Origin of the sequence: Lactobacillus psittaci DSM 15354, assembly GCF_000425905.1 — a bacterium.
Taxonomy (GTDB): Bacteria; Bacillota; Bacilli; order Lactobacillales; family Lactobacillaceae; genus Lactobacillus; species Lactobacillus psittaci.
In genome coordinates this window covers 1-26,585 of the sequence record NZ_AUEI01000013.1, presented here as the reverse complement: position 1 = coordinate 26,585, position 26,585 = coordinate 1, and the positions used below count along the sequence as shown (strand labels likewise).

Genomic DNA, 26,585 nt, shown 5'->3' with positions numbered 1-26,585 from the left:
AGTACCAAGACGGTACATTACACGACCATTGATAGTTTTCTTAGCGAATACCTTCCAACGTGAACCGTTGTTAACTACTTGGTCTTGGTACTTACCTTCTGAGTTAAGCAACTTAACGCCACCCTTACCGTTGTAACGAACAGTTGCTACACCTGAAACAGCTTCTTCACCGTTGTCGCTCTTCTTAGTGTCAGTGTTTGATGAAGCACCATCAATGTAACCAGCTTGTACCCATTGAGTCTTGTCCTTGTTAATTGCGTAGTACTTAACACCGTTAATAGTTTGGTCACCGTAAACAGTTACTTGAGTACCGTGAGCAATACGTGAACCAGTAAATGCAACTTGGTCTGAAGGTAAGATTGACCATACGTTTACACCGTAACCTGGTACGTAGTGGATAGTGCCTTGGAATTCGCCATCAGCATTCTTAACAACAACATTGTAAGTCCAAGTAGTAGTGTAACCATCTACGTTAGTTGCCTTAACAGTAGCTTTGTACATACCTGGCTTTGAAGTATCAACATTAGTGTTACCCTTGTCAACAGTAACTTGTTCCAAAGTTGCGTTGTTCTTTGAACTAAATACAGCAGTAATGTCTTTAGTCAAGTTGAAGTCTGAACCAAGCTTTACGTAAACAGTCTTGTTAACGTTAAGTGGCTTGTCAGTAGTTGCATCACCTTGTGCTACTGGTTGATTCTTGTAAGAAATGATTGGGTATAATGAAGCATCTGCCTTCTTGCCTGCAAAGACAATACGTACAGTAGCTTTCTTGCCGTTGTCAGCATTAGTACCAGTTACATCAACGTAGAAGCCACCCTTTGGAAGGTTAAGCTTAGCATCACCATTTTGCTTGTCAAATGAGTCTGCCAAACCTTCAACGTTTTGCTTCTTTAATGAGTCGTATACAAAGCGTTGTGCATCGCCCCAGCTGATAGTGCGATCTTGAGTATCAGTTGAGTTGTTGTGGAATGCCAACTTCATACCGTGATCAAAAGTTGAAATCATTGATGCGATTGACTTAATAGTTGGGTCATTGTAAGTGTAAGTTGCGTTTACAACTGCGCCGTCGTTGTATACTGAGCCGTTGTAAGTGAAGTATGGGTTGCCCCATGCATTGCTATCAACGTATTTAACTGGAACAATAACTCTAATATCAGTTACAAGGCTACTGTCTGATGAAGTCTTTGATTGCCCATTTAATACATAAGCAGTTCTTGCCTTTGGAGTGGTTACAGTAACTGATAATACTTGGTAGTATGTCTTGCCAGTTTCTAATGTAGTGTTTGCTGGATTCATTGATTCAGCTGATGAGTTACTTGCAACAGCATTTTGTGCCTTGTCAAGGCTGTCGTACCAGTTTGCAACTGGGGCAATAGTTGATACACCAAAGCCTTCCTTGTCAAACTTAATTGCACTTGAACCAACTACTGGAGTATCAGCAATCTTGTTGCTGTTTACAGTAACAGTGTCAGCAGTAACGTTTACCTTGTTATCAGTAGGGGTAGTAGTTGAACCGTGATCTGGGTTAACGATGTCGGCATTTGCGACATTAACAACATTAGCAGCGACAGGAGCGACAGCTAATAAAGCTGCAGCAGCTGCGCTAGCGATTCTAATATTTCTCTTCATGTGGTCATGTCCTCCTTTAAAAAATCCAATATATTCAGCATAACGCGCAATAGGCAATGACAGATAGCGAGAAAAAAGAGCTAAGAAGTCAAGGGAGCCATCAGCAAAACCGCGATTAAACGGCAAGAGAAATGCTGCGGCCCAGGATGCAACTCTGTTGCAAAGAGAGGTGGGTGGGTACACGTGTAGCGCGCGCCAAAAAAAGTCAAAAGTTGTGGAAAACTGAAAAAGGTAAGTATATCAAATGATATTAATGTAGCGTTTTTATCTGTAAAAAGCGTACGATAAAGGCCTATATTTACTTAATTGAAATTTTGTATTATTATGTTGTTGTTTCTGCTGATATGAATTTATAGGGAATACGGAGGAGAAAGTATGAGTGTTAAGAAACATACTGCAATACTCATTTCAGCTTTGTTTGCTGCTGGCTTGATAGGGTTTACTGGTAGCACTGCTAAAGCTGATACTGTGCAAGTAGAGCAAGCTGTCACTACTCAAAGTAATGATCAAACTAAGCAAAACAGCTCAGTAGGTCAGGCTAATAGTAGTCAGCTTGTTAGTTTTACTACTACCAGTTCAACTGATAGTCAAACAATTCAAAATGCAGTAAATAGTAGTAATGATTCTGCTAGTGCAACAACAAATACTGTTAGCTCAAATGTAACTGCTACTCAAACTACTAGCTCTAATTTTGTAGCTGAACGTGGTGTGGGGAGAGTTAACTATGTACCTGGTTACGGTATTATGGTTTGGAGAAATCCAGGTTCTGGTGCTTTAAATAGGTACTTAAAGCATGGTACTAGTTGGCAAACATTCGGTTACCAAATGGTTAATGAGCATAAGTGGACTAACCTTGGTGGTGACCAATGGGTAGATAGTAACTATTTAGTTGATGTTAATGCAAAAACAGCAACTACTGCTAATGATGGTAATGAAGTTGTTGTAGCTTACACTCCAAGATACAGTATTGCTGTCTGGAATGAAGTAGGTTCTAATAAGCTTAAGTTTTCTGGTAAGTTTTTACCAAATGGTAGTGCTTGGAGAGCATTCGGTAAGAAGAGTTTTAACAATAGTGAATTCTATAACCTTGGTGGTAATCAATGGGTAGATTCAGGTTATGTTGTTGCTACTACTGCAACCAATAGCTACAAGGTATTAAAGAATGATGCCAACTCACGTGAGTATTACACTAGTCAATATGAACCAGTTTGGGCTCCATGGGGCTGTGCTTCAGCTGCTTTATCAATGCTTATGAAATATGATGGTAGCTTTAACAATATTCCTGGTTCAAATGAAGCTGCTAAGCTTAAGTACATGCAAGATCATTTGCCACGTAACAAGGCTGAAGGTGGCCAAGATGGTAACCCTTATACCGGTGCTGGATTTACTCGTGTAATTTTGTCTAAGAGATTGATGGAATATGCTCATCAATTAGGTGACAACAAGGTTAAGGATATTTCTGGTGCTAGCTTAAGTAGTATTGCTAGCTTAGTTCAAGGCGGGCACCCAGTTCTTTACTACGGTTGGTCATCATATAATGGTAATGGTCGTGGCACTGATTCATATGGTAGAAACCACTGTAAGGTAATCTTAGGTTATAATCCTGCTAATAATACTTTCTTAGTTCATGACCCACTTTACCGCTACAAGTACTTTACTAAAGGTGGTGGCGGTCAACGCGAAGGTATCTACAATGGATATGATTTAGGCCCAATTGCCTGGGTAAGTGCAAGCTCAATTAACAAGGAATATGCTTACGCTGGTGGAAGCAATGCCTTAACAATATAATTATGATTTTAGACATCAAGTTTTCGGACTTGGTGTTTTTTGTTTATAAAATTAACAGTTTTGTTAAAACTATGTGTTTATATTACTTTTTCATTGCAAAACATTAGTTCGGTTGAATAGTCAAAAAGGCCCACGTACAATAGGATTGGAAGATATTGGAGGGAATTATATATGAGAACTAAAAAATTCGCTGGCCTTGCTACCGCAGCTGTGCTAGCCTCAGTTGCTGTGCCAGTTACCAACAACCTGGCAAATGTTCATCCAACAGATGTTGTCGAAGCTGCATTAACTAGTCAACAACAAGCTTTCTTAAACGTTGCTGTTCCTAATGCCGAAGCTGCATCAGCTAAGTATGGCACTTATACTTCTGTTATGCTTGCTCAAGCTATTCTTGAATCTGGTTGGGGTGCTTCAGGTTTAGCTACTGAAGCTAACAATTTGTTCGGTATGAAAGGCTCTTATAATGGTCAATCTTATACTGTAGGTACTAGTGAATGGAGTAGTAGTACTGGTTATTATAATATTACTGCTGCATTTAGAAAGTACCCAAGTTGGGCTGAATCATTCCAAGATAATGGTAACAAGTTGAGAACTGGTACTAGTGATAATCCTAGTCGTTATAAGATGGCTTGGATTGAAAATGCATCTAGCTATCAAGTTGCAACTCAAGGACTTAAAGATGGTGGTTATGCAACTTCACCAACTTACCCACAATCATTAAACAACGTAATTTCAAGTTACAACTTAACTCAGTATGACCCAACTGTTGATACTACTGCTAAGACTTTAAAAGCAACTAGTGCTACTAGTGTTTACTCAGGTCCTGCTGATCCTAGTGTTGTTTCAACTACTGGCTCAATTGCTGCTGGCCAAACTGTTAATGTGGACAAGACTATTACTTACAAGAATGGTACCAGCTACGTTCATACAAGTAATGGTTGGGTTAACGCTAGTGCATTGACTTCCAGCTCAAGCCAAGCTCCAGCAGTTAATGCTAATGAAAAGCCAGGTACATCCACTAATTCAGGTTCACCTGTTGCTAAGGTAACTTACAATACTGCAATTGCTCTTTGGGATAAGCCAAATGGTAAGGTAATTAGATACCTTTCAATTGGTTCAACTTGGAGAATTTTAGGTAAGGCCGTTGTAAATGGCCAAACTTGGTACAACTTAGGTGGAAACCAATGGATTCCAGGAGGCTACGTATACGTAACTGGAGCTTCATCAATTCCAACTGTTAGCGTAAGTTCATCAACTAGCTCAAGTTCAAGTCAAACTAAGAGTAGTGCTACAAGTGGTAACTTCGTTTCAGAACGAGGCGTTAAGAAGGTAAATTACGTCCCAGGCTACGGTGTTATGATTTGGAAGAATGCTGGCGGTACAGGTGCATTAGGTAGATACTTAGAACACGGTACAGAATGGAAAGTCTTTGGCTATGAAATGGTTAACGGCCACAAGTGGTACAACTTAGGTGGTAGCCAATGGATCGACGCAAGTTATTTGGTAGATCCAAGTACTCCAATTGCAGGCGAAAAGACTAGTTCTTCATCTGACAACAAGTCTAGCGATTCTGCTAAGAGTAGCACTATTGAAGGTGCAACTGTTGTACCATTTACTGCAGTGGGCCGTGTAAATTATGTCCCAGGCTACGGTATTATGATTTGGAGACAACCAGCATCAGGTGCCTTAGGTAGATACTTACCACATGGCAGTAGATGGAAGGTCTTCAAGAAGGCCACATTGAAGAACGGATCAGTTTGGTACAACTTAGGTGGGGACCAATGGATCGACGCTAACTACTTGGTAATTGAATAATTACTAAAAATAATTGAGGATAAAGAGGAGAATGTTGATTATGAGAAAGTTGAATAAGCATTTGCTTTCTGCAATGGCTTGTGCTGGTGTTTTAGCAACAGTAGGTAGTGCTACTGCCCTTTACAGTTCAAAGCCAACTGAAGTTAAGGCAGAATCATCTTCAGTTAATAACTTAATTTATAGCCAAAAAATGGGCTATGGTGGTTTAAAGGTTTTACCATCAACTTTTACTGAGGACTTTCCATACAGAAATGGTAAGCCTGAAGGTATCGTTATTCACGAAACTGCTACTCCAGGGGCAACTGCAGCTAATGAAGCTACTTACTTCCGTCGTGAATGGAGCAACATGTACGCATATGTTCATGCTTTTGTTGATAAGACTGGCGTTATCCAAATTCACCCAACTAACCGTGGTGTTTGGGGTGCCGGTGCGATTGCTAATGAACGTTTTATTCAAGTAGAACTTTGTGAAGAATCAAATACTACTGATTTTGCTCGTGGCGTTAACAACGATGCTATTTATGTCGCAAACTTACTTAAGCAATACGGCTTAACTCCAAGTTTGGCTGATGGCACTGGTAGCGGTACTATTTGGTCACATGGTGCTGTATCTAAATACTTGGGTGGGACTGACCACACCGACCCAGTTGGCTACTTCAGTAAGTTTGGTTACTCAATGAGCCAATTCTTTGACTTAGTAAAGCACTACTACTACGGCTCAAGTCAAGCACCAGCAGTTGTAAGTAACAATGAAAAACCAGGTACAACTACAAACTCAGGTTCACCAATTGCTAAGGTAACATACAGCAGTGCAATTGCTCTTTGGGATAAGCCAAATGGTAAGGCAATTAGATACTTGCCACAAGGTAGTAGCTGGAGAATCCTAGGTAAGGCTAACGTTAATGGCCAAACATGGTACAACTTAGGTGGTAACCAATGGATTCCAGGTGCCTATGTTTATGTAACTGGTGCATCTTCAATTCCAACTATTAACGTAAGTTCATCAACTAGCACAACTCAAACTAAGAGTAATACTAGTTCAAGCACAAGTACTTCAACTGGTAACTTCGTTTCAGAACGAGGCGTTAAGAAGGTAAATTACGTCCCAGGCTACGGTGTTATGATTTGGAAGAATGCTGGCGGTACTGGTGCCTTAGGTAGATACTTAGAACACGGTACAGAATGGAAAGTCTTTGGCTACGAAATGGTTAACGGCCACAAGTGGTACAACTTAGGTGGTAGCCAATGGATTGACGCAAGTTATTTGGTAGATCCAAGTACTCCAATTGCAGGCGAAAAGACTAGTTCTTCATCTGATAACAAGTCTAGCGATTCTGCTAAGAGCAGCACTATTGAAGGTGCAACTGTTGTACCATTTACTGCAGTGGGCCGTGTAAATTATGTCCCAGGCTACGGTATTATGATTTGGAGACAACCAGCATCAGGTGCCTTAGGTAGATACTTACCACATGGCAGTAGATGGAAGGTCTTCAAGAAGGCCACATTGAAGAACGGATCAGTTTGGTATAACTTAGGTGGGGACCAATGGATCGACGCTAACTACTTGGTAATTGAATAATTACAAAAATTAACTTATTAAAAAGAGTTCTCTTTTGAATTAGAGGACTCTTTTTTGTTATGCTGATAATAGACAATTTATTGGGAGATATAAGATGTTTATTATAATTTTGATGGCGCTAGTCATTCCAATTTTGATGGCGCGTTTGAATTTAAAAACAATTCCAACTGCCGTAGCAGAAATTGTGGTTGGGATTATCTTAGGAGTTTCAGGTCTTAACTGGGTTGAAACAAGCAATACGCAATTAACATTCATGTCGACATTAGGTGTACTAATGTTGATGTTCTTGTCGGGGATGGAGATTAATTTTGAATTGTTCAAAAAATCTTCTGATCAAGAAGAGTCAATAAAGCCATTGCCAATTGCTGTCAAGGCCTTTAGTTTAGTTGCTATTACTAGTGTGATTTTAAGCTTGATTTTGCGCTTTTTAGGAATTTTCACTGACACCTTGCTTGCAATTATTATCTTTATGACGGTTGCTTTAGGGGTGGTTATCGCCACTTTGAAAGAAAAAGAAATCTTGTCTAAGCCAATTGGACAGACGATTTTATTGACGGCGGTCTTAGGCGAAGTGATTCCGCTTCTTGGTTTGACGATTTATGCTTCAGTCAATGGTGGGGATGCCGAAAAGCTCTGGTTAATTATCTTGCTCTTTGGGGCGGCAATCTTCTTACTTAACCGCTTCAAGGCGCCATATCGCTGGTTCAACCAAGTTACCAAGCAAACCACGCAGATTGATATCCGTTTGGCCTTTTTTCTGATTTTTACGTTAGTTTCTATTGCGGAAAAAGTTGGGGCTGAAAATATCTTAGGTGCCTTTTTGGCTGGGATTGTAATGAAGTTACTTAAGCCAAGTGAAGCAACAATGGATAAGCTGACTTCAATTGGTTATGGCTTCTTTATTCCATTTTTCTTCATGATGACAGGGGCAAAACTCAATTTAAAGAGTTTATTCGCTAATCCTAAAGCCTTGGCACTAGTGCCAGTTTTGATAATTTGCTTTTTCTTAGCGAAAATGCCGGCTTGGCTAGTATTTAGTCGTCACTTCAAGGGAAAAAATGCTGTTGCAGCTACTGTTTTGCCAGTGACGACAATTACGATTGTCTTGCCTGCCTTGCAAGTTGCAACTAAGTTAAAGACAATTAACTCAACGCAAGCTGATGCCTTTACTTTAGCAGCAATTATCATCTGCTTGCTGGCCCCAGTTTTGTTCAACAGTTTATTTAAGTTGTCGCCGGAAGATCAAATTAAGGAAAAAGTGACCTTCATTGGGGCAAACTTATTCACAGTAGCAACAGCGCAAGACTTGCACGAAAAGTGGTATTCGGTTGATGTACTGACAACTGAGCAAGCTGACTTTGATACTTACAAGAGTAAGGTCAACTTGCGCTTAGTTACTGATTACTTGCAAGAAAAGCTCGGTAAGATTGTCGTCGTGGCTACGCGCGATGATCAAGCTAATTATGAACTTGCCTTGAAGCTAAAGGAAAGTGGCGTTAAGCGGATTATTGTTTACTTGCGTCAGCCAGAAGCAGTTCAAGTTAAGAAATTAACTGCTGAAAAGATTGAAGTCTTTAACTCTTACCATGTGCGCAATGCGGCAATGAGAGTTTTGATTGAGACACCAGGATTTTACGATATCTTGACGAGTACTGATGCAATCTTGTACGATGTTGAAATTAAGAATCACCGCTATGCTGGCATTAAGCTGATGGACTTAGACTTTACTAAGGATATTACGATTTCTCGGATTCGGAGAAATGGTGCTTGGCTAATTCCGCACGGTGAAACAATCCTGGAAGTCGGCGATGAAATTGTCTACTCAGGTAAGATTGAAGCGGCTGATGAGGTGCGTGAACGCTTGAGTAAGAACAATTAGCTTTTCATCTGAAATAGAATTTTTGTATCTATTTCTTGTGGTCAATAATGGTGACACATAAAAAACACCCAATTTTGGGTGTTTTTTGTTTACTATTTAATTTTATTGAATTACTTCAACAGTGGCATAAAGGATACCAGCTGCTGGAACTTGGCTATTTGGCATTGCCACGTCAAGTTGGTTAGGGTTGCTGGCTGCAAAAGAACCAGTATCATTAACTACTCTGTACCAAACAGTACCGTCTGAAAGAGTAATCTTAAGTCTAGTACCCTTAGGGAAAACTGATAAGTTGGCAGCAACACCGCCGTAACCCATGTTTGAACCTAAAACAGCTGGGTCATAAAAACTTAACTTGAAAGTACCTTTGTTAATAGTAGTTTGGCTAGTCTGTACTTGACTAGTTTGACTTTGGCCTGCTGGGGCTTGACTAGCTGCTTTTTGCTTTTCTTCAGCTTGCTTCTTAGCTTCAGCTTCTTTCTTAGCAGCTTCATCCATTCTAGCTTGTTCAGCTTTGGCGTTCTTAGTTAAAGTGTTAATTGCTTCTTGATGTTTAGCTTCGACAAATTTCTTGTGCATTAAGCTAGGTTTAATAGTATCTTTTACTAAAGTAGTTGAAATCTTGTTATAATTTACTGCAGAAGAAGCAGCATTTGCTTGATTAACTTCAATCATGTTAACAATCAAGACTGAAATAGCAACCAAAGTTGCCGCAAAACGTTTAGTTAATAAAATAAGAATCTTCTCCTTTTGTCATATATATTCATTTCTTCTTTTATTAATTACAGGCTTTATTATATAAGGTTAATATTTCAGTCTATTAAAGCTAAAATTACAAATTCTAGCTATTTGCAATAAAGATTACAAGAGCCTTACAATTTGTAAAAATACTGTAATAAAGGAGCGGAAATATGAAAAATAATATCTTCCCAACTGTATACGGAATTATTTCAGCTGTGCTTGGCTTTTTGGCTGTTGTTTTTATTATGTTAAAAACATTCAGATTAAATATAACTATAAGTGTAGTGATTGCAGGGATCTTTGCGCTGATTTTCTTTGTCTGGTCATACTTTCAAGCAAGAGCTTCAACTGAAATTAAGCGGATTGTGCGGACATACAACTTAACTGACCAAGATTTGGCTGATTTAACTGGTTTTAAAAAGAGCGACTTTCCAATTTATCATGATAAGTTACAATTAATCTTGCCGAAGCGATTTTGGCCACAAGTCTTACATGCACTGAGACGCTATGAAGAAGAGCAGAATAAGTTATAATATAGTAAATATCTTGAAAATAAAGGACGAATAACGTGAGTTTACTTACAGTATCTGATTTAAGTCAGAGTTTTATCGATAAAACATTGTATGAAGATGCTAACTTTGTCTTGAACAAAGAAGATCATATGGGTGTTACTGGCCAAAATGGGGTCGGTAAGTCAACTTTGATTAAAATTTTAACTGGTGAAATTATCCCTGATGAAGGGCAAGTTAAGTGGCAAAAGAATGTGAAAGTGGGCTACTTGGACCAGTACGCTAAGCTGACGCCAGGTTTAACTTTGAAAGAGTTCTTGCAGACAGCTTTTGCAGATTTGTTTGCTCAAGAAAAGCAATTGAATGACTTGTACCTTAAATATAGTGAAAATGGGGATAATGAGTTGTTAGATAAGGCTGGCAAGATTCAGACTCACCTTGAAGAAGCGGGCTTTTATGATATTGATACAGCAATTGATCAGGTCGCAAGTGGGCTAGGTTTGCTTGAATTGGGCTATGATAAAGACGTTAGTCAGATGTCTGGTGGTCAAAGATCTAAGTTGATTTTGGCAAAACTACTCCTTGAAAAGCCGCAAGTTCTGGTGCTTGACGAACCAACTAACTACTTGGACGTGAACCATATTGATTGGCTGGTTTCATATTTGAATGACTTCGAAGGAGCCTTCATTGTTGTTAGTCACGACTATGACTTCTTAGGCCGGATTACTAACTGCATTATTGATATCGACTTCGGTACAATTACGCGGTATACCGGGGACTTGAAGCATTCAATGAAGCAAAAGGCCCAAGACCGCGAAACTTATCTCAAAGCTTATCAAAATCAGCAACGTAAGATTGCTAAGACCGAAGCTTATATTCGCAAGAACAAGGCTGGTACTCGTGCAAAAAGCGCCCGTTCACGGCAAAAGCAGCTTGACCGGATGGATAAGTTAACCCCACCGCAAAACAATAAGCGGGCGAAGTTCGACTTCCCTTATGTGGCAACTGCTTCGAACTTGCTCCTGCAAACGCAAGACTTGGTTATTGGTTATGACCATGCACTCGTGAAGCATGCCTTTAACTTTAGTGTTGGTGGCAGTGAAAAGGTTGCCGTTACTGGTTTTAACGGAATTGGGAAGACGACCTTGCTTAAGACCTTGCTAGGGCAGCTTAAGCCGGTTTATGGTGACTTCGAATTGTCGGCTACAGCTAAGTTAGCATACTTTAAGCAGGACTTGGTCTGGCCTAATAAGAATATGACGCCACTGCAATACTTAGCAGAATGCTATGAAAGAATTAAGCCAAAAGAATTGCGCCAAGCACTCGCTCGCATGGGCTTAACAGCGCAACAAGCGATGAGTCCCTTGGGTGAATTGTCAGGGGGAGAACAAGAAAAGGTAAAACTTGCCAAAATGCAGTTTGAACCAGCGAACTTGCTTTTCCTTGATGAACCAACTAACCACCTCGATAATGAAACTAAAGATGCCCTGCGTAAGGCAATTATCAACTTCCCAGGTGGGGTCATCATTGTTAGTCACGAACGCGACTTCTTTAGAGGGGATTGGGTTGACAAGACAATTGATATTGAAAAGATGAACTAGTTGAGGCAAATTATGTTTGAAGATCAAGAACGATTAAAAGAAATACAAAGAATCTGCCTCTTGGCTGGCCACCTGATGATTGAAGGTGGTAGTGAAATGAGCCGGGTAGAAGATACGATGCTTAGAATCGCCCGTAATGCTGGGGTGAATGATCCGCAAGTCTTCGCCACACCTACTGGAGTCTTTTTGACGCTGGATTCAGGACAATTGTCACAAATTGAGCAGGTTCGCGAGCGTAATATTAACCTTGAACTCGTTGACCGAGTGAATAACCTTTCGCGTCAATTTGCTAGTAAAAAAATAACCTTGCAAGAACTAGACCAAAAATTGCATGATGTGGCGACTAATACTGCAGCTTTTCCCCTTTGGCTTCAATTATTAGGAGCTGCGAGTTTGTCATCAACTTTAATGGTGCTATTTTTTGATAGTTATGATTGGGTTGACTTTCCAGCAGCTGCGATTGTGGGTTGCCTTGGTTTTTTAGTTTATTATTTTATTCAAAAATATACACGCATTCGTTTCTTATCTGAATTTATCAGTGCCATGTTCATGGCAGGCTTAACCTACTTTTTACATATGTTGGTACCTGAGTCTTCAATTGATAAAATCTTAGTTGGAGCGCTTATGACCTTGGTGCCAGGGTTAGCACTGACAAATGCCTTGCGAGACTTGTTTGCGGGTGACTTAATGAGTGGAATTGGACGTTTTGTCGAAGCTGTAATGACGGCACTGGCCTTAGGTGGCGGTGTCGGGATTATTATGCGATTTTTAGGTGCTTAAAATGGCGTTATGGTTACAAGTATTAATTAATATTGTATTTTCAATGATTGGATCAATGGGCTTTGCACTAACAATTAATGTCCCAAGACGAGCTCTGCTTTTGACGGGTGTTAGCGGAGCTAGTGGCTGGATGATGTATTGGGTGCTGATGCGGCTGCACTCAGGGAGAATGATTGCGAATTTGCTTGGTGCCTTTGTGATTGGGATGCTGGGACTACTCTTTGCCCGAATTAAAAAGTGCCCAGTTTCAGTCTTCAATATTCCAGCATTGGTGCCACTAGTGCCGGGTGCGCCAGCTTATATGGCGGTGCGGGCGCTAGTTCAAGGTAAGTATGACTTAGCCGAAGACTTGATGCTGCGAGTTGGTATTATCACAGTCGCAATTGCCTTAGGCTTTTTGCTTTCAACATTGCAGAGTGAGTTCATTTACCGCTTGAAGATGCATTATCAAAAGAAATAATGACCTGGAGTAAAATCCAGGTTTTTTTGTTCAAAAAATCGGCCCAAAACGCTGATAAATCAAGGCTTCTGTGGGAAATGAACGAGATGTACAAGTTAAGCCGGAGTGTTAAAACACTATAAGCTAGATGCCGAGTCTGGCTTGGTAAGACGAAAAGGAGCTATTTGCATAAGATAGACTTTGCAAGCTTGCGCAAACTAAAAACAAGGAAGAATACTTATGCAAATGAATCCAGAATATTTACTAACTGCTTGGCAAGACCGCAAGCTCGTCTTTGGTGCCTTGAAAAAGGCCCATGTGCCGCTAAATTATTCAGCTTATGAAGATTTGGTCCATGATGGCATCATTATTTATGCGCAAACAATGGAAGAAAATAGGGACAAGGCACCGGAAAAGCAGCGCAGTCTCGCCTTTGGCCGAGTGCTTTGGCATACAATTGATCACTTGCGCCGTAATCAAGCTGGAAGTGGCCTCTTTATGCCACTAGCAGCGGGGATGGATGAAGTGGCCAATCCCTTTGAACGGTCAATTCAGATGCTAATTTTTGAAGAACTACTCCCGCAGCTGACACCACTTGAACGCATTATTTTTAAAGAACATTTATTAGAGAAAGTTAGTTTGAAAGACTTAGCAGTAAAACATCGAGTGAACTTGCGGACCTTGCGCCGGCGGAAGCGGGACTTATTGAACAAATTGCGAGTTAAGCTGGCTGATTAAAGTAAAACCCCACCTGGTTAGATTCTGGGTGGGGTTTTATGTATGGATCTATAATTTATCAAAAAAGTAGTACTCTTTTTAATTTTTAAAAATCGCTTATATAAAAAAATAAACATAACATATGGCGCTAAAAAAGTGTCATTTTATAAGCAAAATAAGTAAATAAATCGTAGAATTATAAGCTATATTTTTTGCTTTTTATGAACAAAGCATATATTATGTTTCCTTGTATGAAATTGGGCCGGCTTTTGCTAATTGTTAAATCAGGAGGAAATGATGCCACGATTCAATTTTGATTCGCGACACGTACTTAATAAAAAGCAGATTATCGCTTGGGCTAAGGAAAACTTAAAGACATTGATAGATTACGAATTGGGGATAAATACGGTAGCGGTAATCGACTTAACTAGTTGCCAACTTGTAGCTAAGAGCTGCATTGTTGATGCCGAAATGGGCCTAATTTTGACGGAGGCAACGACCAGGCAGCTGATGAATAATTACTTTGCTGGTAATGACTTGAACTTGGTCTTTCAAGATTTGCTGCGCCAGCGCTTAGGGAAAAAAGCTAAACATTGCTACTCACAAGGCTACATGGCGTTCTTTTCACTGCATGGCTATCGCGGAGCTAACTGCGACTGGCTGGGACTGCACCAAGTTAAACGGTGCCAGTTTCAGGGGGATGGCAGCTTTCAGGCAGTTAGCTTAGACGGGCTGACCTTAGAATTCGATGATTATGCGCCGCGTCTGGGGTCAAGGCTAACTGAGAGCTTGAACCATAACCGGACGATGCTGAATTTGTTAACTGAATTTGCCAAGGGGTTCGGGGTGCAGCTACCGAAGTTGAAGAAGAGCATTCTGCAGGCTGGCGAAAGTGAATTGCAGGTGAGCTTCTCCGAACTTATCCGCGAATTAATTGAAAAAGTAATCAGGTATAACAGCGACTTTATTTGTAAAGAAGCAGGAGTGCTCTGGACTGAGACAGACATTGAAGAACTACTCAAAAAAATCTGGCGCTGGTTTACGCTGCATTAAAAAAGGCCACCTGCCTAAGTGGCAAGTGACCTGAAAATGGATTTTTTAAAGGTGGAAGATAAGTTTAATTTCTTGGATGATTTGCTTAGTTAGTTTCAACAGACTGAGAGTCATCGAAAATAGCTGTAGTAGTTGTTTCAACGCATTTAGCAGAAACTGGCTTTTGATATTGGTCAACTCCATCTACGGCGAAGACCTTAGCTTCACAAATAGTGGCCATCGCACTGCGAACGGTGCCTTCATCTAGCCCTTCTTTGGCATAAGGTAAAGACAAGCTGGTCTTCTTATCTGCGCTATTGGTAAAACTTAACTTTAAAACTTTTGACATGAATAGTTACTCCTTTATTGTTACTGTGTGAGACAGGTTGATTAGTCTAAAACGATGTTTTGCTTTTGGATTAAAACGGCAGCACCTAGAGTGTCGTCTTGCAAGCTTGAGAGAGCCTTGCCGACGTTTGCGAGGTTTTGTGCAGTTGCACCTTTAGCAACGTTTTTCATAATGCGAGTCTTCTTGTTATTCTTGTACTTTTCGCTGACGAAAGTATATTGCACTTCTTGTTCTTTCAATTCAAAATTCATGATGTTTGCTCCTTCATTTTGGAAAATTTTGTTAGTAAGTTGTCAGGCGCCTTGACGTCTTACACTTATATAACGAATGAGCGAGGGTGAAGGGGCCAACTTTTTTGGAGGAAAATTGAAAATAAGGGAGATTTATTTTACAGCTTGTTCTAATGCGGCTTGAAGTTCTTTATCCACAGCATGGATATATAAGCCATGAACTCCTCTAGTAAGCAGAACATTTAGTTCATTGCGCAATAATTTCATTGCATAACTGGTTTGAGAGTTACGTTTCTGAATTGCTTTAGTATTAGCACTTTCAGATGGATCGATAATAACTTTACCATTTCGATATTTGATAGATGGTCCTAGAATTACACCAACGTAATTAAGATCAAAACCTTGAATGGTATAAGTTGAACCGATTTCATTGATTGTATGATCTTGTTCAGCCCAAGCTAAATTTTTATAATTAACAGAGTTTCCTTTCTTATGTGGGAGTTGTAAATTCCAAGGCATTGACCAATTCCCCTCTCTCACTTCCCAATATTGGTGATCTTTAGGAGAATTACGTGAATATTTCCAGTCAAATGTTGCCACCATACGACTTAAGCCTTGGCTTTTGTCACTAGCTTTTTCACGAATTTTCTCTTCCATTTTTTGAGGATTATCAAAAATTTTTAAAGAGTATTTTTGATCATTGGGAATCTTGTTAATTATTCCTGAATCTATAAAATTTCGTATCCAGTTAATTGTCTCTTCACTTGCATCGATTCTCATTTGATTCTTGAGATGGATAATATTATCTTTGCCAGCAAGTGATTCTAGCTCTTGAAATTCTTTTTCAGTCCAGACTGAAGTGGTTTGCAAAACCTGCAAGGGGTCGTAAACTGCTAAAATTACTTTAGCTCTTTTTATAATATCTAGAAGTTCCTTATCACCATGGCCATAGTAGGCCTGACTTTGCTGAGTTAAGAGTAAGTGAGCTTCGTCAATAATAGCAACATCGACTTTGTCATTTGGTTTAATTTTGTTAATAAAGGTAGTTGGCTTTAATACGATATCCTTATCATGTTCATCTAGAAGTAACTTAGAGGCAATTTGACTATATACTTTAAACTGCTCTTTGTGATTAACCATTAACTTTATTTTGAAAGGCTCATTATCTTTGTGAAGCTTCTTTAATTCATTTCCATGATTGTATAAATCATAGAAAAGATTACTCATTAAAACAGTCTTGCCGGAACCTGCATTACCTTCAACTAAAACAAGGGTGCCAGCTTCATTATGTTTGAGGTTCTTATCTAGAGCTTTATCAACTTTGGCTAGAATGTGTTGCTTTGCTAGTAGCTGCTCTTTAGTAAGTTTATTAAATGGGGAAGCTTTGAAGAGGGCACTGTTTTCAATTAAGGCTTTACTTGGAAATAAATCTTTATTTTTTCTATGAAGCTTTTCCCAGATTTTTTGAAATATGATTGGAAATTCATTGACGGTATAGTATTCATTTTGTTCGTTATATCTTCGGTTATTTAGATGAGAAACCGCATCAACACCACTTAAATATTGCATTAACCGATTTTCGATATCGAGAGTAAGAGACTTATTGAAATGTTCATGACCAATTACGTACATGTGGACATCAGACTTGTTTTTGAGGCTTTCCCAGTCAATCCGATTACTTGCAATATGTTCCTGAGTACGTCTTTGAATATTTGTGGTTTCACCAACATAGACTGTATACTTCTTATTTCTATTGTTGGGCGTATCAATAACATAGACAGTCGGATATTCAATTAATAGATGAGGATTAGAAATACCAGATTCAGAAATATCTTTTTCAAGAGATAAAGAAGTCTGCTTGTTGTAATTTGTTTCATAAATAATTGGAGATTTAATAGAATCAGTTTTCATTTATTCACCTATATTTCTTATTATCTTATGAATCAATTTACTACAAAAGAAAGCACGGTTCAATTATTGAAGGAAAGGTAGAAATGTCTCAATTTTGAGGCGTGTTTATTTTTTACTTATCTCTAAACACATGTTCCCGTATAATACTAATTAAGGAATAACAGACCGCATTGTGTTATTCCCAGTAGCTTAAACTCTTGCTTATTGCAAGACTCCAGTCTATTCCGAATAAACAAACATCCTCCGCAGTCGAATTAAATTAAATGAGGGGTGTTACCAAGGCTACTGGCTTGCTCACCAAGCAAGCTTGGCACAGTGATGTGCATGAAAAGTGAGCTAATAGATGTGGCTGTTAGTTCTCAATCGCAATCGAATACGAGGATAATGAAGTGTCGGTTCGTTATCTTCACTTTATTGAATAACTCATACCCCGTAGTTGATTAATTAATGTGAGGGGGATGTAGTTACTCTTCACTACGAGCTCGTCTTCTTGACGAGCTTTTTTATTTCTTAATTCCAAATTCCCCCCCGAGCATATTGATTGCGCTCACACGCGTGCACATGCTACACTAAAGCTGTACAGGTATTGGGAAGGCAGCCCAAATTTCATACATAAAGGTCCAGCTTTCCACCATTTTTGTTAACCCCTGTACCGGAAAGGGGCCGACAGTCAGGAATATCCTGGCTGTTTTTTGACCCTAAGCATTTTGGTTAACTATTTTTCCAATAGGTGCTACAATGAAAACGGTTTGGTGGGACTGCAAGCCAAGTACTTTCGGACTTTACTCTTCATGTATAAAATCCACATATTTAACCTGCTAAGAAAAACATCTACTTGTGGGATTCATCGAACCATAAAAAACTCTTCCAGGCCTCTATATGAGGTCTGTTTTCATGCCTAAAAATTGATAAAAAAATCACAATATGCTAAAATGAAAACGAATTCAGGAGTAAGAGTAATTTGTAAGAAACTCTTATTTTTTAGAACGGTAATAAAAACTCCTTTTCAATCTACGTTACAGTTCCTGAGTTCATATAAACATACTTACCTTTCCTTGGTTGGGATAGGAATAAAAGGCCAGTAGTTTTTGATGCTACTGGCCTTTTTTGTTGATTCTAAAAATGTGATGAAATTCACTATTGCAATTTGAATAAAAAAGACTAGAATACAAGTTGTATACAAGTAAAGCGGATTCATAAAAAGAAGGATTAGATTATGGATATTATTTCTGCAATTGAAAAAACTTTCACTAACATGCCAATTGTTAGTGCTATTACATCGACGATATTTATTGTTTTGCTAGGATATTACCTGCGAAGAAAGGGTACTTTTGGTGAAAATTTTAATAAAGTTTTGACTAAAGTGGTATTAGCTGTATCAGTTCCAGCTTTGGCTTTTAACTCTTTTATGCAGCCAATTGATCAAAAGTCAATGCACCAAGGGATGGGTGTTTTAGTCTGGGGGATTTTGATTTATATTATCTTTATCTTCTTGACTCCCTTACTCTATGTGAAAGAAAAGAAAGACCGTCGCGATACTATGGCAATTTTAACCACTTTTGGTTCAACAACTTTCTTTGGTATTCCAATTGTGGGTGCGATTTTAGGGCCTGAAGGGGTTATTTATAGTTCACTATTTAATATTGGTTATCGAATTTTCTTATATTCATATGCTTATATTAAGATGAGTGGCTTGAAGATGACTGCCAAAAATATTGAAAAGATGTTTAAAAATACCATCGTGATTGCTACTTTTGTCGGTTTGTTCATGTGGCTGTTTCAAAGTTATGTTCCACAAGTTACTGTTCCAGCAATGAAGAATGGACTTGCCATTGGTGGGATGACTCATGTGGCCTTTTACCGGATTGATCAAACAGCGCTCTGGCTTTGGAAGCCACTTAACTATTTGGCAAGCTTAGCTTCACCACTTGCATGGTTAGCAATTGGTTGTACTTTGGGTTCAATTCCATTTAAGGAAGCTGCTGCCAACAAGCTTAGCTGGTATTACTCATTTAATAAGGTTTTACTTGTACCATTATTTAACTTAGTTGTATTGGTTTTACTTGAGAGCCTTCATATCTTAACTCTCAACTATGTTGCAATTGCTACGATTGTTATTATGATGGCAACGCCAACAGCAGCTGTCGCATCAGCTTACGCGATTAACTACAACCGTGACGCAGTGCTTTCATCAAATGCATCATTTTTATCAACGATTGTAGCTGTCATTTTGATGCCAGTATGGATTGCTATCTTATCAATTCTTAACCAAGTAGGTTTATTTCATTAATTAGAAAGTGTATAGTATTATGAAAATTGTTTGTTACGGTGTTCGTCCAATTGAAAGAGCTTATTTTGAAAAGTTAAACAAATATAATTATGATTTGAAGTTAGTTGAAGAGTTCTTAACTCATGATAATGCTGAAGAAGCACAAGGTTGCGATGCAGTTTTAGTTCGTGGTAACTGTGTTTGTGATCGCGAAAACTTGGAAAAATTCAAAAACTACGGTATTAATTGGGTCTTTACTCGTTCAGTTGGTTATAACCACTACGATTTAGAAGCTGCTAAAGAATTAGGAATTACTATTGCTCGGGTGCCAAATTATTCTCCATATGCAGTAGCCAACTTAGCGTTTGACTTGGGTGCCAGCATGGTGCGTCATACTTTTGAAGCAATTACCAGCGTACATAGTGGTGACTTCACTATGCATCCAAGATTCTTTAGTAATGAATATCAAAAGTTAACTGTTGGTATTTATGGTGCTGGTAAGATTGGTGCAATTGAGGGGAAGCTTTGGAAGGCAATGGGAGCTAAAGTTTTAGCTTATGATCCATATCCCAGTGATTTTGCTAAGCAATATGTTGAATTTGTCAGTTCAGATGACTTGCTTGCTAAGTCAGATGTAGTCTCAATTCACGTGCCATACTTCCCAGGCAAGAATGAAAACTTGGTCAATACCGACTTTTTGAAGAAGATGAAGAAGACTGCCTTCTTGATTAATACGGCTCGTGGTGAATTAGGCGATACTAAGGCAATTAAGGATGCAGTTGAAAATGAAGAAATTGCTGGCTATGGTGCTGATGTCGTAATTGATGAAACTAAGATTATGGGGCATAAGTTTGCTAGCTTAGAAGATTTGCCAAATGAAGACGTGAAATCACTAATGAAGTTATACCCAAGAGTTTTAATTACGCCACACATGGGTTCATTTACTGAGCCTGCACTTGAAGATATGATTTCAATAAGTTTTGATAATTTCCACGAAATGAGTGAAAATGGAAGTTGCAAGAACTTAGTGAAATAGTGAGATGATTCAATGAGCTTAAAAGAGCAGGCTTATGACTATATCAAAGACAAGATAATTAAGAATGAATTCCTTCCAGGAACTGGTCTTTCAGAAAACAGTCTGACTGCGGAAATTGGCGTTAGCCGGACTCCAATTCGTGAAGCACTTGTTAGCTTGATGGGTGAAGGCTTAGTTAAAAAAGTTGGACGGCTATATTTAGTTACGTCCTTAACTAGGGCGGATGTGCAAGAAATCTATGAACTGAGGACTTTACTTGAAACTTATGCTCTACAAAAGACTATTAATTCAATTCCTGATGAAGAATTGAATCAACTAATAGTAGATTTTGAGCAAGCTTATCAAGACGAAAATTGGGACGAGTATTTGAAAGTAGATATTCACTTGCATCGCTTAATTACTCATGTTGCAAATTACCCAATTTTAGCTCAGTTTCAACAGATTATTCGCTCACAAGTTGATCGGACACGCTATATTAATGTCAATAGTAAGACTCGGATGGCCCGTTCAATTGTTGAACACAAGGAGATTATCAAGTGGATAAAGGAACGCAATTATGCGGAAGCTAAGAAGGCACTTGAATATCACTTACAACAGGTCTATCAAGAAGTTAAGCTCAACTTGAATAACTTAAGATAAAGAAAACAGTCGACTAATCTGATATAACCTGATATCATACGGAAAAGTTTTCATAAAAGATATAGATGTGCTATAGTAAAAGCACCTAAGTTGAACATGCAAAAAGGGTACCTGTTGCAGCAGGTACCCTTTTTGTTGCGTATAATTTTACTTTCCACTTACAAGTAAGGCGAGCTGAGAAATTAAGGTATCCATGAAGTACATACCGAAGAAGACGAAAATCGCAACGATTAGGATCTTCCAAGAGATTTTAGATAAGTCCTTGAGCCGGTGAGTTACGGAAATGCCGGCAAAAGCTAAGACAGATGTGGTAAGTGATAGGAAGTCAACGGCATTAATCATGGCGACACACCAAGAACTGATTAAACAAAAGATAAGTGAAACAATTGAAACCCAGCCTAGAATTGGAAAGTCTTGAACAATTTTCCAAGGTGTTTTCTTCATTAATAGGCTAATACCAATGCCCATAATTGAAAAAATCCAAAGTAAGAATAAGCCAATTAGGGTATTACTGGTAATTGGGGTTGAGTGCGGATTCTTGATTAACTTTACAAATTGTACAAATAAAGTTAGGCAAACGCTGATGAAAATAATGATACTTGCAATTAAGAAATCTTTTTTTGCTTGTGAATTAGTCATGAGTTATTTTCCTTTTTTATCTAATAAGTTGGTGATCTTGTTGTACATGTGGCGTTGCAATGGAACAGCTAAGAAGTACATGATGTAAGTTCCGATGAAGCTAGTCAGTAATTGACTGGCGGCTGCGTATGAAAGGATGGTAGTGCTGTGGGCGGGTAAGATTGAAGCTAAGGCGCTTGAAGCAGCGGTCATCATTGAACTTGAACCAACACCAGAACTCATGGCAACTGCCCGGTAATCGAAGCCCATTGCCAGTAAAAGTGGAGCCAAAATTGAAAAGACAATTGAACCAAAGATTGTCCCAACTAAGTAAATCCCGAGGACCCCGCGACCTTCTGGTGAGTCCAGGGTGAACTTTTCACTGATGTAGGCTAATTCACCTTCACGTCCTAAGCCCAAGGTAGAACCGATGGCTTCCCGGCGCAAGCCAAGCAAAAGCGCAACTGGTAAACCGAAGATAATAGTTCCAAGGTTACCTGCTTCATGAATAAGGAAAACCCAGCCAATTGAGAGAATTTCGTTGATTTTAGGGGCAACGTTGGCACCATATCTGGCCATTAGTGGCAACATGATGAAGATCATGTATTTACCAGCGAATTTGACGCGATCGTTGCTATATAACTTTTTGATGGCATCTAGCGGAATTAAGTAAATTAAAATTCCGAGTAAAACGGCAAAAACTAGGGGTAGGATTGAAATTTGAATTTTGCCTAATTTGATAATTTGCATTCCAATCATTTCGGCGACGAAGTCAATTCCAAGTACGAGTAGAATGAGGGGTAGATATTTTTTGATTTGAGTCATGTTAGTTCTCCATTTTTGATAAAGTAGTTAAATATTGGTCGCGAGTTTTGCGGTAAGTCTTAATCTCATCAAGATGAGTAGAAATATCCAGAATTGAGTTGTAAACGAATCTAGGGAAGATACGTAAGACAAAGTCTTTGTCTACTAGCTTGAAGTCTTTACCGTGGATAGTGCCGTTAAAGCCACCATAACCAATCTGAATAGTTGGCATCAAGAAGCTAATGTCGCCAATATCGCCAGCTGCCATGACATAACCGCGATTATCAATGATATCTTCGATTTCAGGAGTGCGTTTGAATACTTCTTTGACGCGCTGATTCATTGACTTGCTTTGAATGAGTGGTAAGTAGCCAACTTGCTGCTCAATTTTGACTTGGCCGCCAAGTGCTTGGGCGCAGCCAGTTGCGGCGTTAATAAACTTATTTTGCAATTCAATTGCGTAATTGCTGTCAAAGTAACGTAGGTCGGTTCCCATCTGAAGATGATCAGGGATGACGTTGATGCTCATTTCATTTTGAGAAGTCATCACTGGGTTGTAGCGAATTTGATTAGGATTCTTCACGCTCTGCCGGAGGTATGCTAGGGCTGTAGTGAAGAGGCTGGCCATATTCTCGGCGTTGATACCAGCTTCTGGGGCAAAGCCGGCGTGACTAGCCTTCCCCTTGAAAGTGAAATATTCAAAGTTAAAGCCGGCAAGATTACAGTCAACTTCAATAGTGCGCTTAGCAAAATCTTCGCCAATAGCATGAGTTGAAATGCAATAGTCAATATCATCAAAAATGCCAAGCTTAATGGCTTCTTGCTTGCCGCCAAAGTAAGAGATTTTGCCTGCAGCTTTAGCCTTTTTTCTGAAGGATAAGTCAACATATTCTTCAGCTGGTGTAAAAATAAAGGCAAGGTTAGTACCAAAATTGCTGATGGCATCAGTCTTAACGAGGTTGTTGATAATACTCAAAGCGGCTGTAACTTGAGTGAAGTGGCCACATGCTTGAGCTGCACCAGTTTCGCTGTTTGCAGCAAAGTGACTCGGCTGGTATAGACTGTCAAGTTCAGCGATAATGGCGATTGTCTTACTTGAGCCATTATTAAAGTCAACTCGCAATCCAGTACCAGAAAAGTGCTTAATGTTCGCTTTTGGACAAATACGCTTTATTTCATTTTCTACTGTTTGACTAGTATGAAATTCTTTGTAGCCAAGCTCGGGATGAGTAAACAAGTCATCCGCAATTTTATCAATAAGTGGATAATATTCATCAAAATAATCCATATCGTTCTCCTTTTCCAAACAACAGATATGATTATAAGAGATATTGTGCGGATTTGCAATGAGAAAATGTAAATAATCCTAGTGGATTAAAGCCCTAAAAATATATGGACTTATCTAAGAAACTTTCTTTTTAATGATTAATAATTGTATTAAAGTATAGAAGAAAGCTATCAAAAGTGAGCGTGAATTGTATGTCTAAAAAGTATGAGGTATTAGTTAGCCAATTGAAACAAAAAATTTTAGAAGGTGAGTATAAAGTTGATGATCAATTACCAAGAGAACTTGAAATTGCTTCAGCTTATAATGTAAGCAGAATAACAGTTCGAAGGGCATTAGCAGAACTTGAAAAGGCAGGCTTAATCTATCGGGTTCAGGGGTCAGGTACTTTTGTAAAAGGTATTATTAGTTCAGATTGGAAACAAAATCAAAAAAATTTTGAATTAATTAATTTTGAAGAAAATAAAGCAGAATTAGTTTCTTTTAGTATTAGTAAGATTTATCAGCCTGAAATAAAAAGTGATTTAGGTTTAAATGATTTTGATTTGGTGTATAAAGTAAAGCGAATTATTAAGCGAAAAAATGTAATTGTAGCTATTCAAAAAATTTATTTACCTTCAAAAATAGTTCAGGGAATTAGAGCAGATGTTTTGGTAAATAGTATTTATGATTTTATTCGGAACGATTTAAACTTAGAGCCAAAAAAAATCACCCGTACTTTTTCTAATGTTAAAGCTAATACAGAAACTGAAGAGTTTTTTCAGACAGATACTCCTCTGGTTGAGGCAAAGCAAATATCATATTTACAGAATGGTAATGCTTTTGAATATAATCAGACAATCTTTAAATTAGATAGTTTCAAACTAAACGAAGTAATCATATCTTAAAATATGTTATAACAAATTTACAAAAAGGTATTTACTTTTATATGAAAGCGCTTTACTATAATGAGTAGAAACGATGACAAATATAATCGTTTAGGAGGATTTATTATGAGTAAAGAACTTAAAGTTGCATTGTTTTGTAGCGGTGGTATGTCAAGCAGTTTAGTAGGCTCTAAACTTCAAAAAGTATATACCAAAGAAGATAAAGATATTAAAGTTGACGCTTATGACTTTGGTATGTTAGACGAAGTTGGTTCCAAACTTGACGTAATCATTATTGCACCTCAAATTAGCTGGGCATATGACCAAGTGAAAAAAGATTATCCTAATGCAAAAGTTATTAAATTAACTATGCAGGAATTTGGCTCAATGAGTGGTGAAGTTGTAGCTAAGCGATTGGAAAAGGAAGGTATTTAAAAATGACTTTCTGGCAAAAATTCGAAAGTAATTTTACTAAGTATGCAGGTAAGCTGGCGGCTAACAAGTTTTTGCTAACTTTGCGTGATTCGTTCATTATTGTCGCAGCCACTTCAATGATTGCTGGCTTTGCAATCATGATTCAAAATGTTTTTGTAGATCCTATGAATGGATTGATTTTTGGAAAACAGGGATTACAATTAGGCAGATTAATTTCTGGTTCTTGGGCTGCATGGCCAAATAGTGGCGTTTTTAAATTCTTATCTACATTAGCTAATTTAATGGGACTTATTTCAAATGGTTCCTTAAATGTATTCGCAGTTTTGATTGTAGTTATTTTTGCACATACTTTTTCTAGAAAATACTATCCTAAGTCAAAGGAACATATGACAGATGTTTTATATGCATTGGGTGCTTTCTTCATTTGTATGCCTTGGAAATTTGACTATACTGCACAAGGTAGCAAGCATGTTGTTCATGTTTTAAATTACATGGATACCACTTACTTTGGTACTAAAGGTGTCTTTGCTGCTTTAATTATTAGTGCTTTATCAGTTCTGGTTTACAACTGGGTGTTATCAAGAAATATTACCATTAAGATGCCGGATTCAGTTCCACCTGCAGTTGCTCGTAGTTTTGAATCACTTATTCCTGGTGTTGCTACAATGGGATTATTTGTTGTATTAACTGGCATTAGTACAACGTTTACTAATCAAACATTACCTGAATTAATGCTTTCATCGCTTCAAAAGCCAGCATTAGCATTGTCAACTACTAGTTGGTTCGCTTTTGTCTCTCAATTTACTTGGGGGTTATTGAACTGGTTTGGTATTCACCCAACTTCAATTTGGGGACCAATCTTTGGATTAACTTGGAATATTAATGATACTCAAAATATGTTGGGGCAAGCTCATCATATTTATTCAACTTTGTTCATGAACTTCTCAACTATTGCTGCAGGTACATGCTCAGTATCTCCAGTTTTAGCTTTATTGCTATTCTCAAAGAGAAAAGCTGCTAAGAAAGTATCTAAAATTGCTTTAATGCCAGCAATTTTTAATATTTCTGAACCTATTACATTTGGTTTACCTATTATTTTAAACCCACTTTACTTTATTCCATTCGTTGTAGCTCAACCTTTAGGTTTCTATATTGGGTTATTCTTTACTAAGATTGGTTTTATTGGACCAATTGTTAACAACGTTCCTTGGACAATGCCTACATTGTTATCAGGACTTTTATATACCGGTTCTATTAATGGGTTAATTGTACAACTTGTATGTGTGCTTGCAACAACAGCTATTTATATTCCATTTGTTAAATTGGATAACAAATTAAATGCTGAAAAAGCAGACGATTTATTAGGAGATGAAGAATAATGGACGAGAAGCAATTACAAAGAGCTATGGAGCTTATTTCTGTAGCAGGAAATTCAAAGTCATTATCTATTCAAGCAATGAATGCTGCTGAAAAGAATGATTTCACCAAAGCAGACGAATATTTGAAAGAAGCCCAAAAATATCTTCATGAAGATATTACCAGTCATCAATGGACCGGGATACTTTAGATAGAGGCGAACCGTACACTTCGCTTGCTAGAACGTATCTGATATTCTTGTGCGCCTTTGATCCGTTTGG

At 38.4% G+C, this 26,585-nt stretch carries 25 protein-coding genes and 1 pseudogene; 18 read left to right on the top strand and 8 right to left on the bottom strand.

Annotated elements, in window-relative coordinates; all coding sequences use genetic code 11:
* A partial coding sequence (locus tag H628_RS07445) for an SLAP domain-containing protein (protein ID WP_051237962.1) occupies positions 1 to 1,629 on the bottom strand: 1,629 nt, incomplete at its 3' end.
* Between the two features lie 375 nt (positions 1,630 to 2,004).
* Between H628_RS07445 and H628_RS07440 the strand changes: the two genes are divergently transcribed.
* The 4 genes from H628_RS07440 (at position 2,005) to H628_RS0103745 (ending at position 8,690) form a co-directional block, all read left to right on the top strand.
* Positions 2,005 to 3,417, top strand: a complete 1,413-nt coding sequence (locus H628_RS07440; protein WP_027825272.1) for a C39 family peptidase — start codon at positions 2,005 to 2,007, stop codon at positions 3,415 to 3,417.
* Positions 3,418 to 3,588: 171 nt separating this feature from the next.
* Positions 3,589 to 5,232: a glycoside hydrolase family 73 protein gene (locus tag H628_RS0103760; RefSeq protein WP_027825271.1), complete on the top strand. Its 1,644-nt coding sequence runs from the start codon at positions 3,589 to 3,591 to the stop codon at positions 5,230 to 5,232.
* A gap of 40 nt (positions 5,233 to 5,272) precedes the next feature.
* Positions 5,273 to 6,811, top strand: a complete 1,539-nt coding sequence (locus tag H628_RS07975) for a peptidoglycan recognition protein family protein (RefSeq protein WP_051237961.1) — start codon at positions 5,273 to 5,275, stop codon at positions 6,809 to 6,811.
* A 94-nt stretch (positions 6,812 to 6,905) separates the two neighbouring features.
* Positions 6,906 to 8,690 carry a monovalent cation:proton antiporter family protein gene (locus tag H628_RS0103745; protein ID WP_027825270.1) on the top strand — a complete coding sequence of 595 codons (1,785 nt, stop codon included), beginning with the start codon at positions 6,906 to 6,908 and terminating at the stop codon, positions 8,688 to 8,690.
* 102 nt (positions 8,691 to 8,792) lie between these two features.
* Here H628_RS0103745 and H628_RS0103740 read toward each other — a convergent pair whose 3' ends face one another.
* Positions 8,793 to 9,362 (bottom strand): hydrolase, encoded by a 570-nt coding sequence (locus H628_RS0103740; protein WP_236692257.1) that lies wholly within the window; start codon positions 9,360 to 9,362, stop codon positions 8,793 to 8,795.
* A 236-nt stretch (positions 9,363 to 9,598) separates the two neighbouring features.
* On the opposite strand from H628_RS0103740, the gene H628_RS0103735 reads away from it, so the two are divergent.
* The 6 genes from H628_RS0103735 to H628_RS0103710 all read left to right on the top strand — a co-directional run bounded on the left by H628_RS0103735 (position 9,599) and on the right by H628_RS0103710 (position 14,527).
* Entirely contained in the window at positions 9,599 to 9,961 is a 363-nt protein-coding gene (locus H628_RS0103735) for a hypothetical protein (protein WP_027825268.1), read from the top strand.
* 35 nt (positions 9,962 to 9,996) lie between these two features.
* A complete protein-coding gene (locus H628_RS0103730) occupies positions 9,997 to 11,538 on the top strand; it encodes an ABC-F family ATP-binding cassette domain-containing protein (protein ID WP_027825267.1) in 1,542 nt (513 codons plus the stop codon).
* Positions 11,539 to 11,550: 12 nt separating this feature from the next.
* Positions 11,551 to 12,318, top strand: coding sequence for a threonine/serine exporter family protein (locus tag H628_RS0103725; protein ID WP_027825266.1), 768 nt, complete (start codon positions 11,551 to 11,553; stop codon positions 12,316 to 12,318).
* Position 12,319: 1 nt separating this feature from the next.
* Entirely contained in the window at positions 12,320 to 12,778 is a 459-nt protein-coding gene (locus tag H628_RS0103720) for a threonine/serine exporter family protein (RefSeq protein ID WP_027825265.1), read from the top strand.
* Between the two features lie 219 nt (positions 12,779 to 12,997).
* Complete coding sequence (locus H628_RS0103715) at positions 12,998 to 13,495, top strand: sigma-70 family RNA polymerase sigma factor (protein ID WP_027825264.1); 498 nt, start codon at positions 12,998 to 13,000, stop codon at positions 13,493 to 13,495.
* Between the two features lie 276 nt (positions 13,496 to 13,771).
* The gene (locus H628_RS0103710) at positions 13,772 to 14,527 is read left to right on the top strand and encodes a hypothetical protein (RefSeq protein WP_027825263.1); all 756 of its coding nucleotides are present in this window, start codon (positions 13,772 to 13,774) and stop codon (positions 14,525 to 14,527) included.
* An 85-nt stretch (positions 14,528 to 14,612) separates the two neighbouring features.
* Here the strand turns inward: H628_RS0103710 and H628_RS0103705 are convergent, their stop codons facing one another.
* The 3 genes from H628_RS0103705 to H628_RS0103695 all read right to left on the bottom strand — a co-directional run bounded on the left by H628_RS0103705 (position 14,613) and on the right by H628_RS0103695 (position 16,996).
* Positions 14,613 to 14,855, bottom strand: a complete 243-nt coding sequence (locus tag H628_RS0103705; RefSeq protein WP_027825262.1) for a DUF2922 domain-containing protein — start codon at positions 14,853 to 14,855, stop codon at positions 14,613 to 14,615.
* Between the two features lie 41 nt (positions 14,856 to 14,896).
* On the bottom strand, positions 14,897 to 15,106 hold the full coding sequence (locus tag H628_RS0103700; RefSeq protein ID WP_027825261.1) for a DUF1659 domain-containing protein: 210 nt from the start codon (positions 15,104 to 15,106) through the stop codon (positions 14,897 to 14,899).
* Between the two features lie 132 nt (positions 15,107 to 15,238).
* Positions 15,239 to 16,996: a DUF2075 domain-containing protein gene (locus H628_RS0103695; RefSeq protein ID WP_027825260.1), complete on the bottom strand. Its 1,758-nt coding sequence runs from the start codon at positions 16,994 to 16,996 to the stop codon at positions 15,239 to 15,241.
* A 1,216-nt stretch (positions 16,997 to 18,212) separates the two neighbouring features.
* On the opposite strand from H628_RS0103695, the gene H628_RS0103690 reads away from it, so the two are divergent.
* The 3 genes from H628_RS0103690 to H628_RS0103680 are packed head-to-tail and all read left to right on the top strand — an operon-like array spanning position 18,213 to position 20,940.
* The gene (locus H628_RS0103690) at positions 18,213 to 19,286 is read left to right on the top strand and encodes an AEC family transporter (RefSeq protein WP_027825259.1); all 1,074 of its coding nucleotides are present in this window, start codon (positions 18,213 to 18,215) and stop codon (positions 19,284 to 19,286) included.
* 19 nt (positions 19,287 to 19,305) lie between these two features.
* Positions 19,306 to 20,301, top strand: a complete 996-nt coding sequence (locus H628_RS0103685; RefSeq protein ID WP_027825258.1) for an NAD(P)-dependent oxidoreductase — start codon at positions 19,306 to 19,308, stop codon at positions 20,299 to 20,301.
* A 12-nt stretch (positions 20,302 to 20,313) separates the two neighbouring features.
* Entirely contained in the window at positions 20,314 to 20,940 is a 627-nt protein-coding gene (locus tag H628_RS0103680) for a GntR family transcriptional regulator (protein ID WP_027825257.1), read from the top strand.
* A 147-nt stretch (positions 20,941 to 21,087) separates the two neighbouring features.
* Here the strand turns inward: H628_RS0103680 and H628_RS0103675 are convergent, their stop codons facing one another.
* Genes H628_RS0103675 through H628_RS0103665 form a run of 3 tightly spaced genes read right to left on the bottom strand, consistent with a single transcriptional unit; the run spans position 21,088 to position 23,650 of the window.
* On the bottom strand, positions 21,088 to 21,579 hold the full coding sequence (locus tag H628_RS0103675; protein WP_034538230.1) for a hypothetical protein: 492 nt from the start codon (positions 21,577 to 21,579) through the stop codon (positions 21,088 to 21,090).
* A gap of 3 nt (positions 21,580 to 21,582) precedes the next feature.
* On the bottom strand, positions 21,583 to 22,383 hold the full coding sequence (locus H628_RS0103670) for a DUF3100 domain-containing protein (RefSeq protein ID WP_027825255.1): 801 nt from the start codon (positions 22,381 to 22,383) through the stop codon (positions 21,583 to 21,585).
* 1 nt (position 22,384) lies between these two features.
* Positions 22,385 to 23,650 carry a M20/M25/M40 family metallo-hydrolase gene (locus H628_RS0103665; RefSeq protein ID WP_027825254.1) on the bottom strand — a complete coding sequence of 422 codons (1,266 nt, stop codon included), beginning with the start codon at positions 23,648 to 23,650 and terminating at the stop codon, positions 22,385 to 22,387.
* 191 nt (positions 23,651 to 23,841) lie between these two features.
* Between H628_RS0103665 and H628_RS0103660 the strand changes: the two genes are divergently transcribed.
* The 5 genes and pseudogenes from H628_RS0103660 to H628_RS08045 all read left to right on the top strand — a co-directional run.
* Complete coding sequence (locus tag H628_RS0103660; protein ID WP_027825253.1) at positions 23,842 to 24,534, top strand: GntR family transcriptional regulator; 693 nt, start codon at positions 23,842 to 23,844, stop codon at positions 24,532 to 24,534.
* A gap of 105 nt (positions 24,535 to 24,639) precedes the next feature.
* Complete coding sequence (locus H628_RS0103655; RefSeq protein WP_034538229.1) at positions 24,640 to 24,948, top strand: PTS sugar transporter subunit IIB; 309 nt, start codon at positions 24,640 to 24,642, stop codon at positions 24,946 to 24,948.
* A 2-nt stretch (positions 24,949 to 24,950) separates the two neighbouring features.
* The gene (locus tag H628_RS0103650) at positions 24,951 to 26,327 is read left to right on the top strand and encodes a PTS sugar transporter subunit IIC (protein ID WP_027825251.1); all 1,377 of its coding nucleotides are present in this window, start codon (positions 24,951 to 24,953) and stop codon (positions 26,325 to 26,327) included.
* Entirely contained in the window at positions 26,327 to 26,515 is a 189-nt protein-coding gene (locus tag H628_RS08050) for a PTS lactose/cellobiose transporter subunit IIA (RefSeq protein ID WP_034538233.1), read from the top strand. The genes H628_RS0103650 and H628_RS08050 overlap by 1 nt, the downstream gene beginning before the upstream one ends.
* Positions 26,479 to 26,585 (top strand): annotated as a pseudogene (locus H628_RS08045) (Rpn family recombination-promoting nuclease/putative transposase); the annotation flags it as partial. The gene H628_RS08050 and the pseudogene H628_RS08045, both read left to right, overlap by 37 nt.

What these genes read in the sequence shown, in the direction of transcription:
- H628_RS0103670 (WP_027825255.1), bottom strand. Translation starts at nt 22,383, where the DNA reads ATGACTCAAATCAAAAAATATCTACCCCTCATTCTACTCGTACTTGGA.
- H628_RS08050 (WP_034538233.1), top strand. Translation starts at nt 26,327, where the DNA reads ATGGACGAGAAGCAATTACAAAGAGCTATGGAGCTTATTTCTGTAGCA.
- H628_RS0103700 (WP_027825261.1), bottom strand. Translation starts at nt 15,106, where the DNA reads ATGAATTTTGAATTGAAAGAACAAGAAGTGCAATATACTTTCGTCAGC.
- H628_RS0103650 (WP_027825251.1), top strand. Translation starts at nt 24,951, where the DNA reads ATGACTTTCTGGCAAAAATTCGAAAGTAATTTTACTAAGTATGCAGGT.
- H628_RS0103655 (WP_034538229.1), top strand. Translation starts at nt 24,640, where the DNA reads ATGAGTAAAGAACTTAAAGTTGCATTGTTTTGTAGCGGTGGTATGTCA.
- H628_RS0103680 (WP_027825257.1), top strand. Translation starts at nt 20,314, where the DNA reads ATGAGCTTAAAAGAGCAGGCTTATGACTATATCAAAGACAAGATAATT.
- H628_RS07440 (WP_027825272.1), top strand. Translation starts at nt 2,005, where the DNA reads ATGAGTGTTAAGAAACATACTGCAATACTCATTTCAGCTTTGTTTGCT.
- H628_RS0103690 (WP_027825259.1), top strand. Translation starts at nt 18,213, where the DNA reads ATGGATATTATTTCTGCAATTGAAAAAACTTTCACTAACATGCCAATT.
- H628_RS0103685 (WP_027825258.1), top strand. Translation starts at nt 19,306, where the DNA reads ATGAAAATTGTTTGTTACGGTGTTCGTCCAATTGAAAGAGCTTATTTT.
- H628_RS07975 (WP_051237961.1), top strand. Translation starts at nt 5,273, where the DNA reads ATGAGAAAGTTGAATAAGCATTTGCTTTCTGCAATGGCTTGTGCTGGT.
- H628_RS0103745 (WP_027825270.1), top strand. Translation starts at nt 6,906, where the DNA reads ATGTTTATTATAATTTTGATGGCGCTAGTCATTCCAATTTTGATGGCG.
- H628_RS0103740 (WP_236692257.1), bottom strand. Translation starts at nt 9,362, where the DNA reads ATGATTGAAGTTAATCAAGCAAATGCTGCTTCTTCTGCAGTAAATTAT.
- H628_RS0103760 (WP_027825271.1), top strand. Translation starts at nt 3,589, where the DNA reads ATGAGAACTAAAAAATTCGCTGGCCTTGCTACCGCAGCTGTGCTAGCC.
- H628_RS0103710 (WP_027825263.1), top strand. Translation starts at nt 13,772, where the DNA reads ATGCCACGATTCAATTTTGATTCGCGACACGTACTTAATAAAAAGCAG.
- H628_RS0103715 (WP_027825264.1), top strand. Translation starts at nt 12,998, where the DNA reads ATGCAAATGAATCCAGAATATTTACTAACTGCTTGGCAAGACCGCAAG.
- H628_RS0103735 (WP_027825268.1), top strand. Translation starts at nt 9,599, where the DNA reads ATGAAAAATAATATCTTCCCAACTGTATACGGAATTATTTCAGCTGTG.
- H628_RS0103695 (WP_027825260.1), bottom strand. Translation starts at nt 16,996, where the DNA reads ATGAAAACTGATTCTATTAAATCTCCAATTATTTATGAAACAAATTAC.
- H628_RS0103665 (WP_027825254.1), bottom strand. Translation starts at nt 23,650, where the DNA reads ATGGATTATTTTGATGAATATTATCCACTTATTGATAAAATTGCGGAT.
- H628_RS0103720 (WP_027825265.1), top strand. Translation starts at nt 12,320, where the DNA reads ATGGCGTTATGGTTACAAGTATTAATTAATATTGTATTTTCAATGATT.
- H628_RS0103660 (WP_027825253.1), top strand. Translation starts at nt 23,842, where the DNA reads ATGTCTAAAAAGTATGAGGTATTAGTTAGCCAATTGAAACAAAAAATT.
- H628_RS0103725 (WP_027825266.1), top strand. Translation starts at nt 11,551, where the DNA reads ATGTTTGAAGATCAAGAACGATTAAAAGAAATACAAAGAATCTGCCTC.
- H628_RS0103705 (WP_027825262.1), bottom strand. Translation starts at nt 14,855, where the DNA reads ATGTCAAAAGTTTTAAAGTTAAGTTTTACCAATAGCGCAGATAAGAAG.
- H628_RS0103675 (WP_034538230.1), bottom strand. Translation starts at nt 21,579, where the DNA reads ATGACTAATTCACAAGCAAAAAAAGATTTCTTAATTGCAAGTATCATT.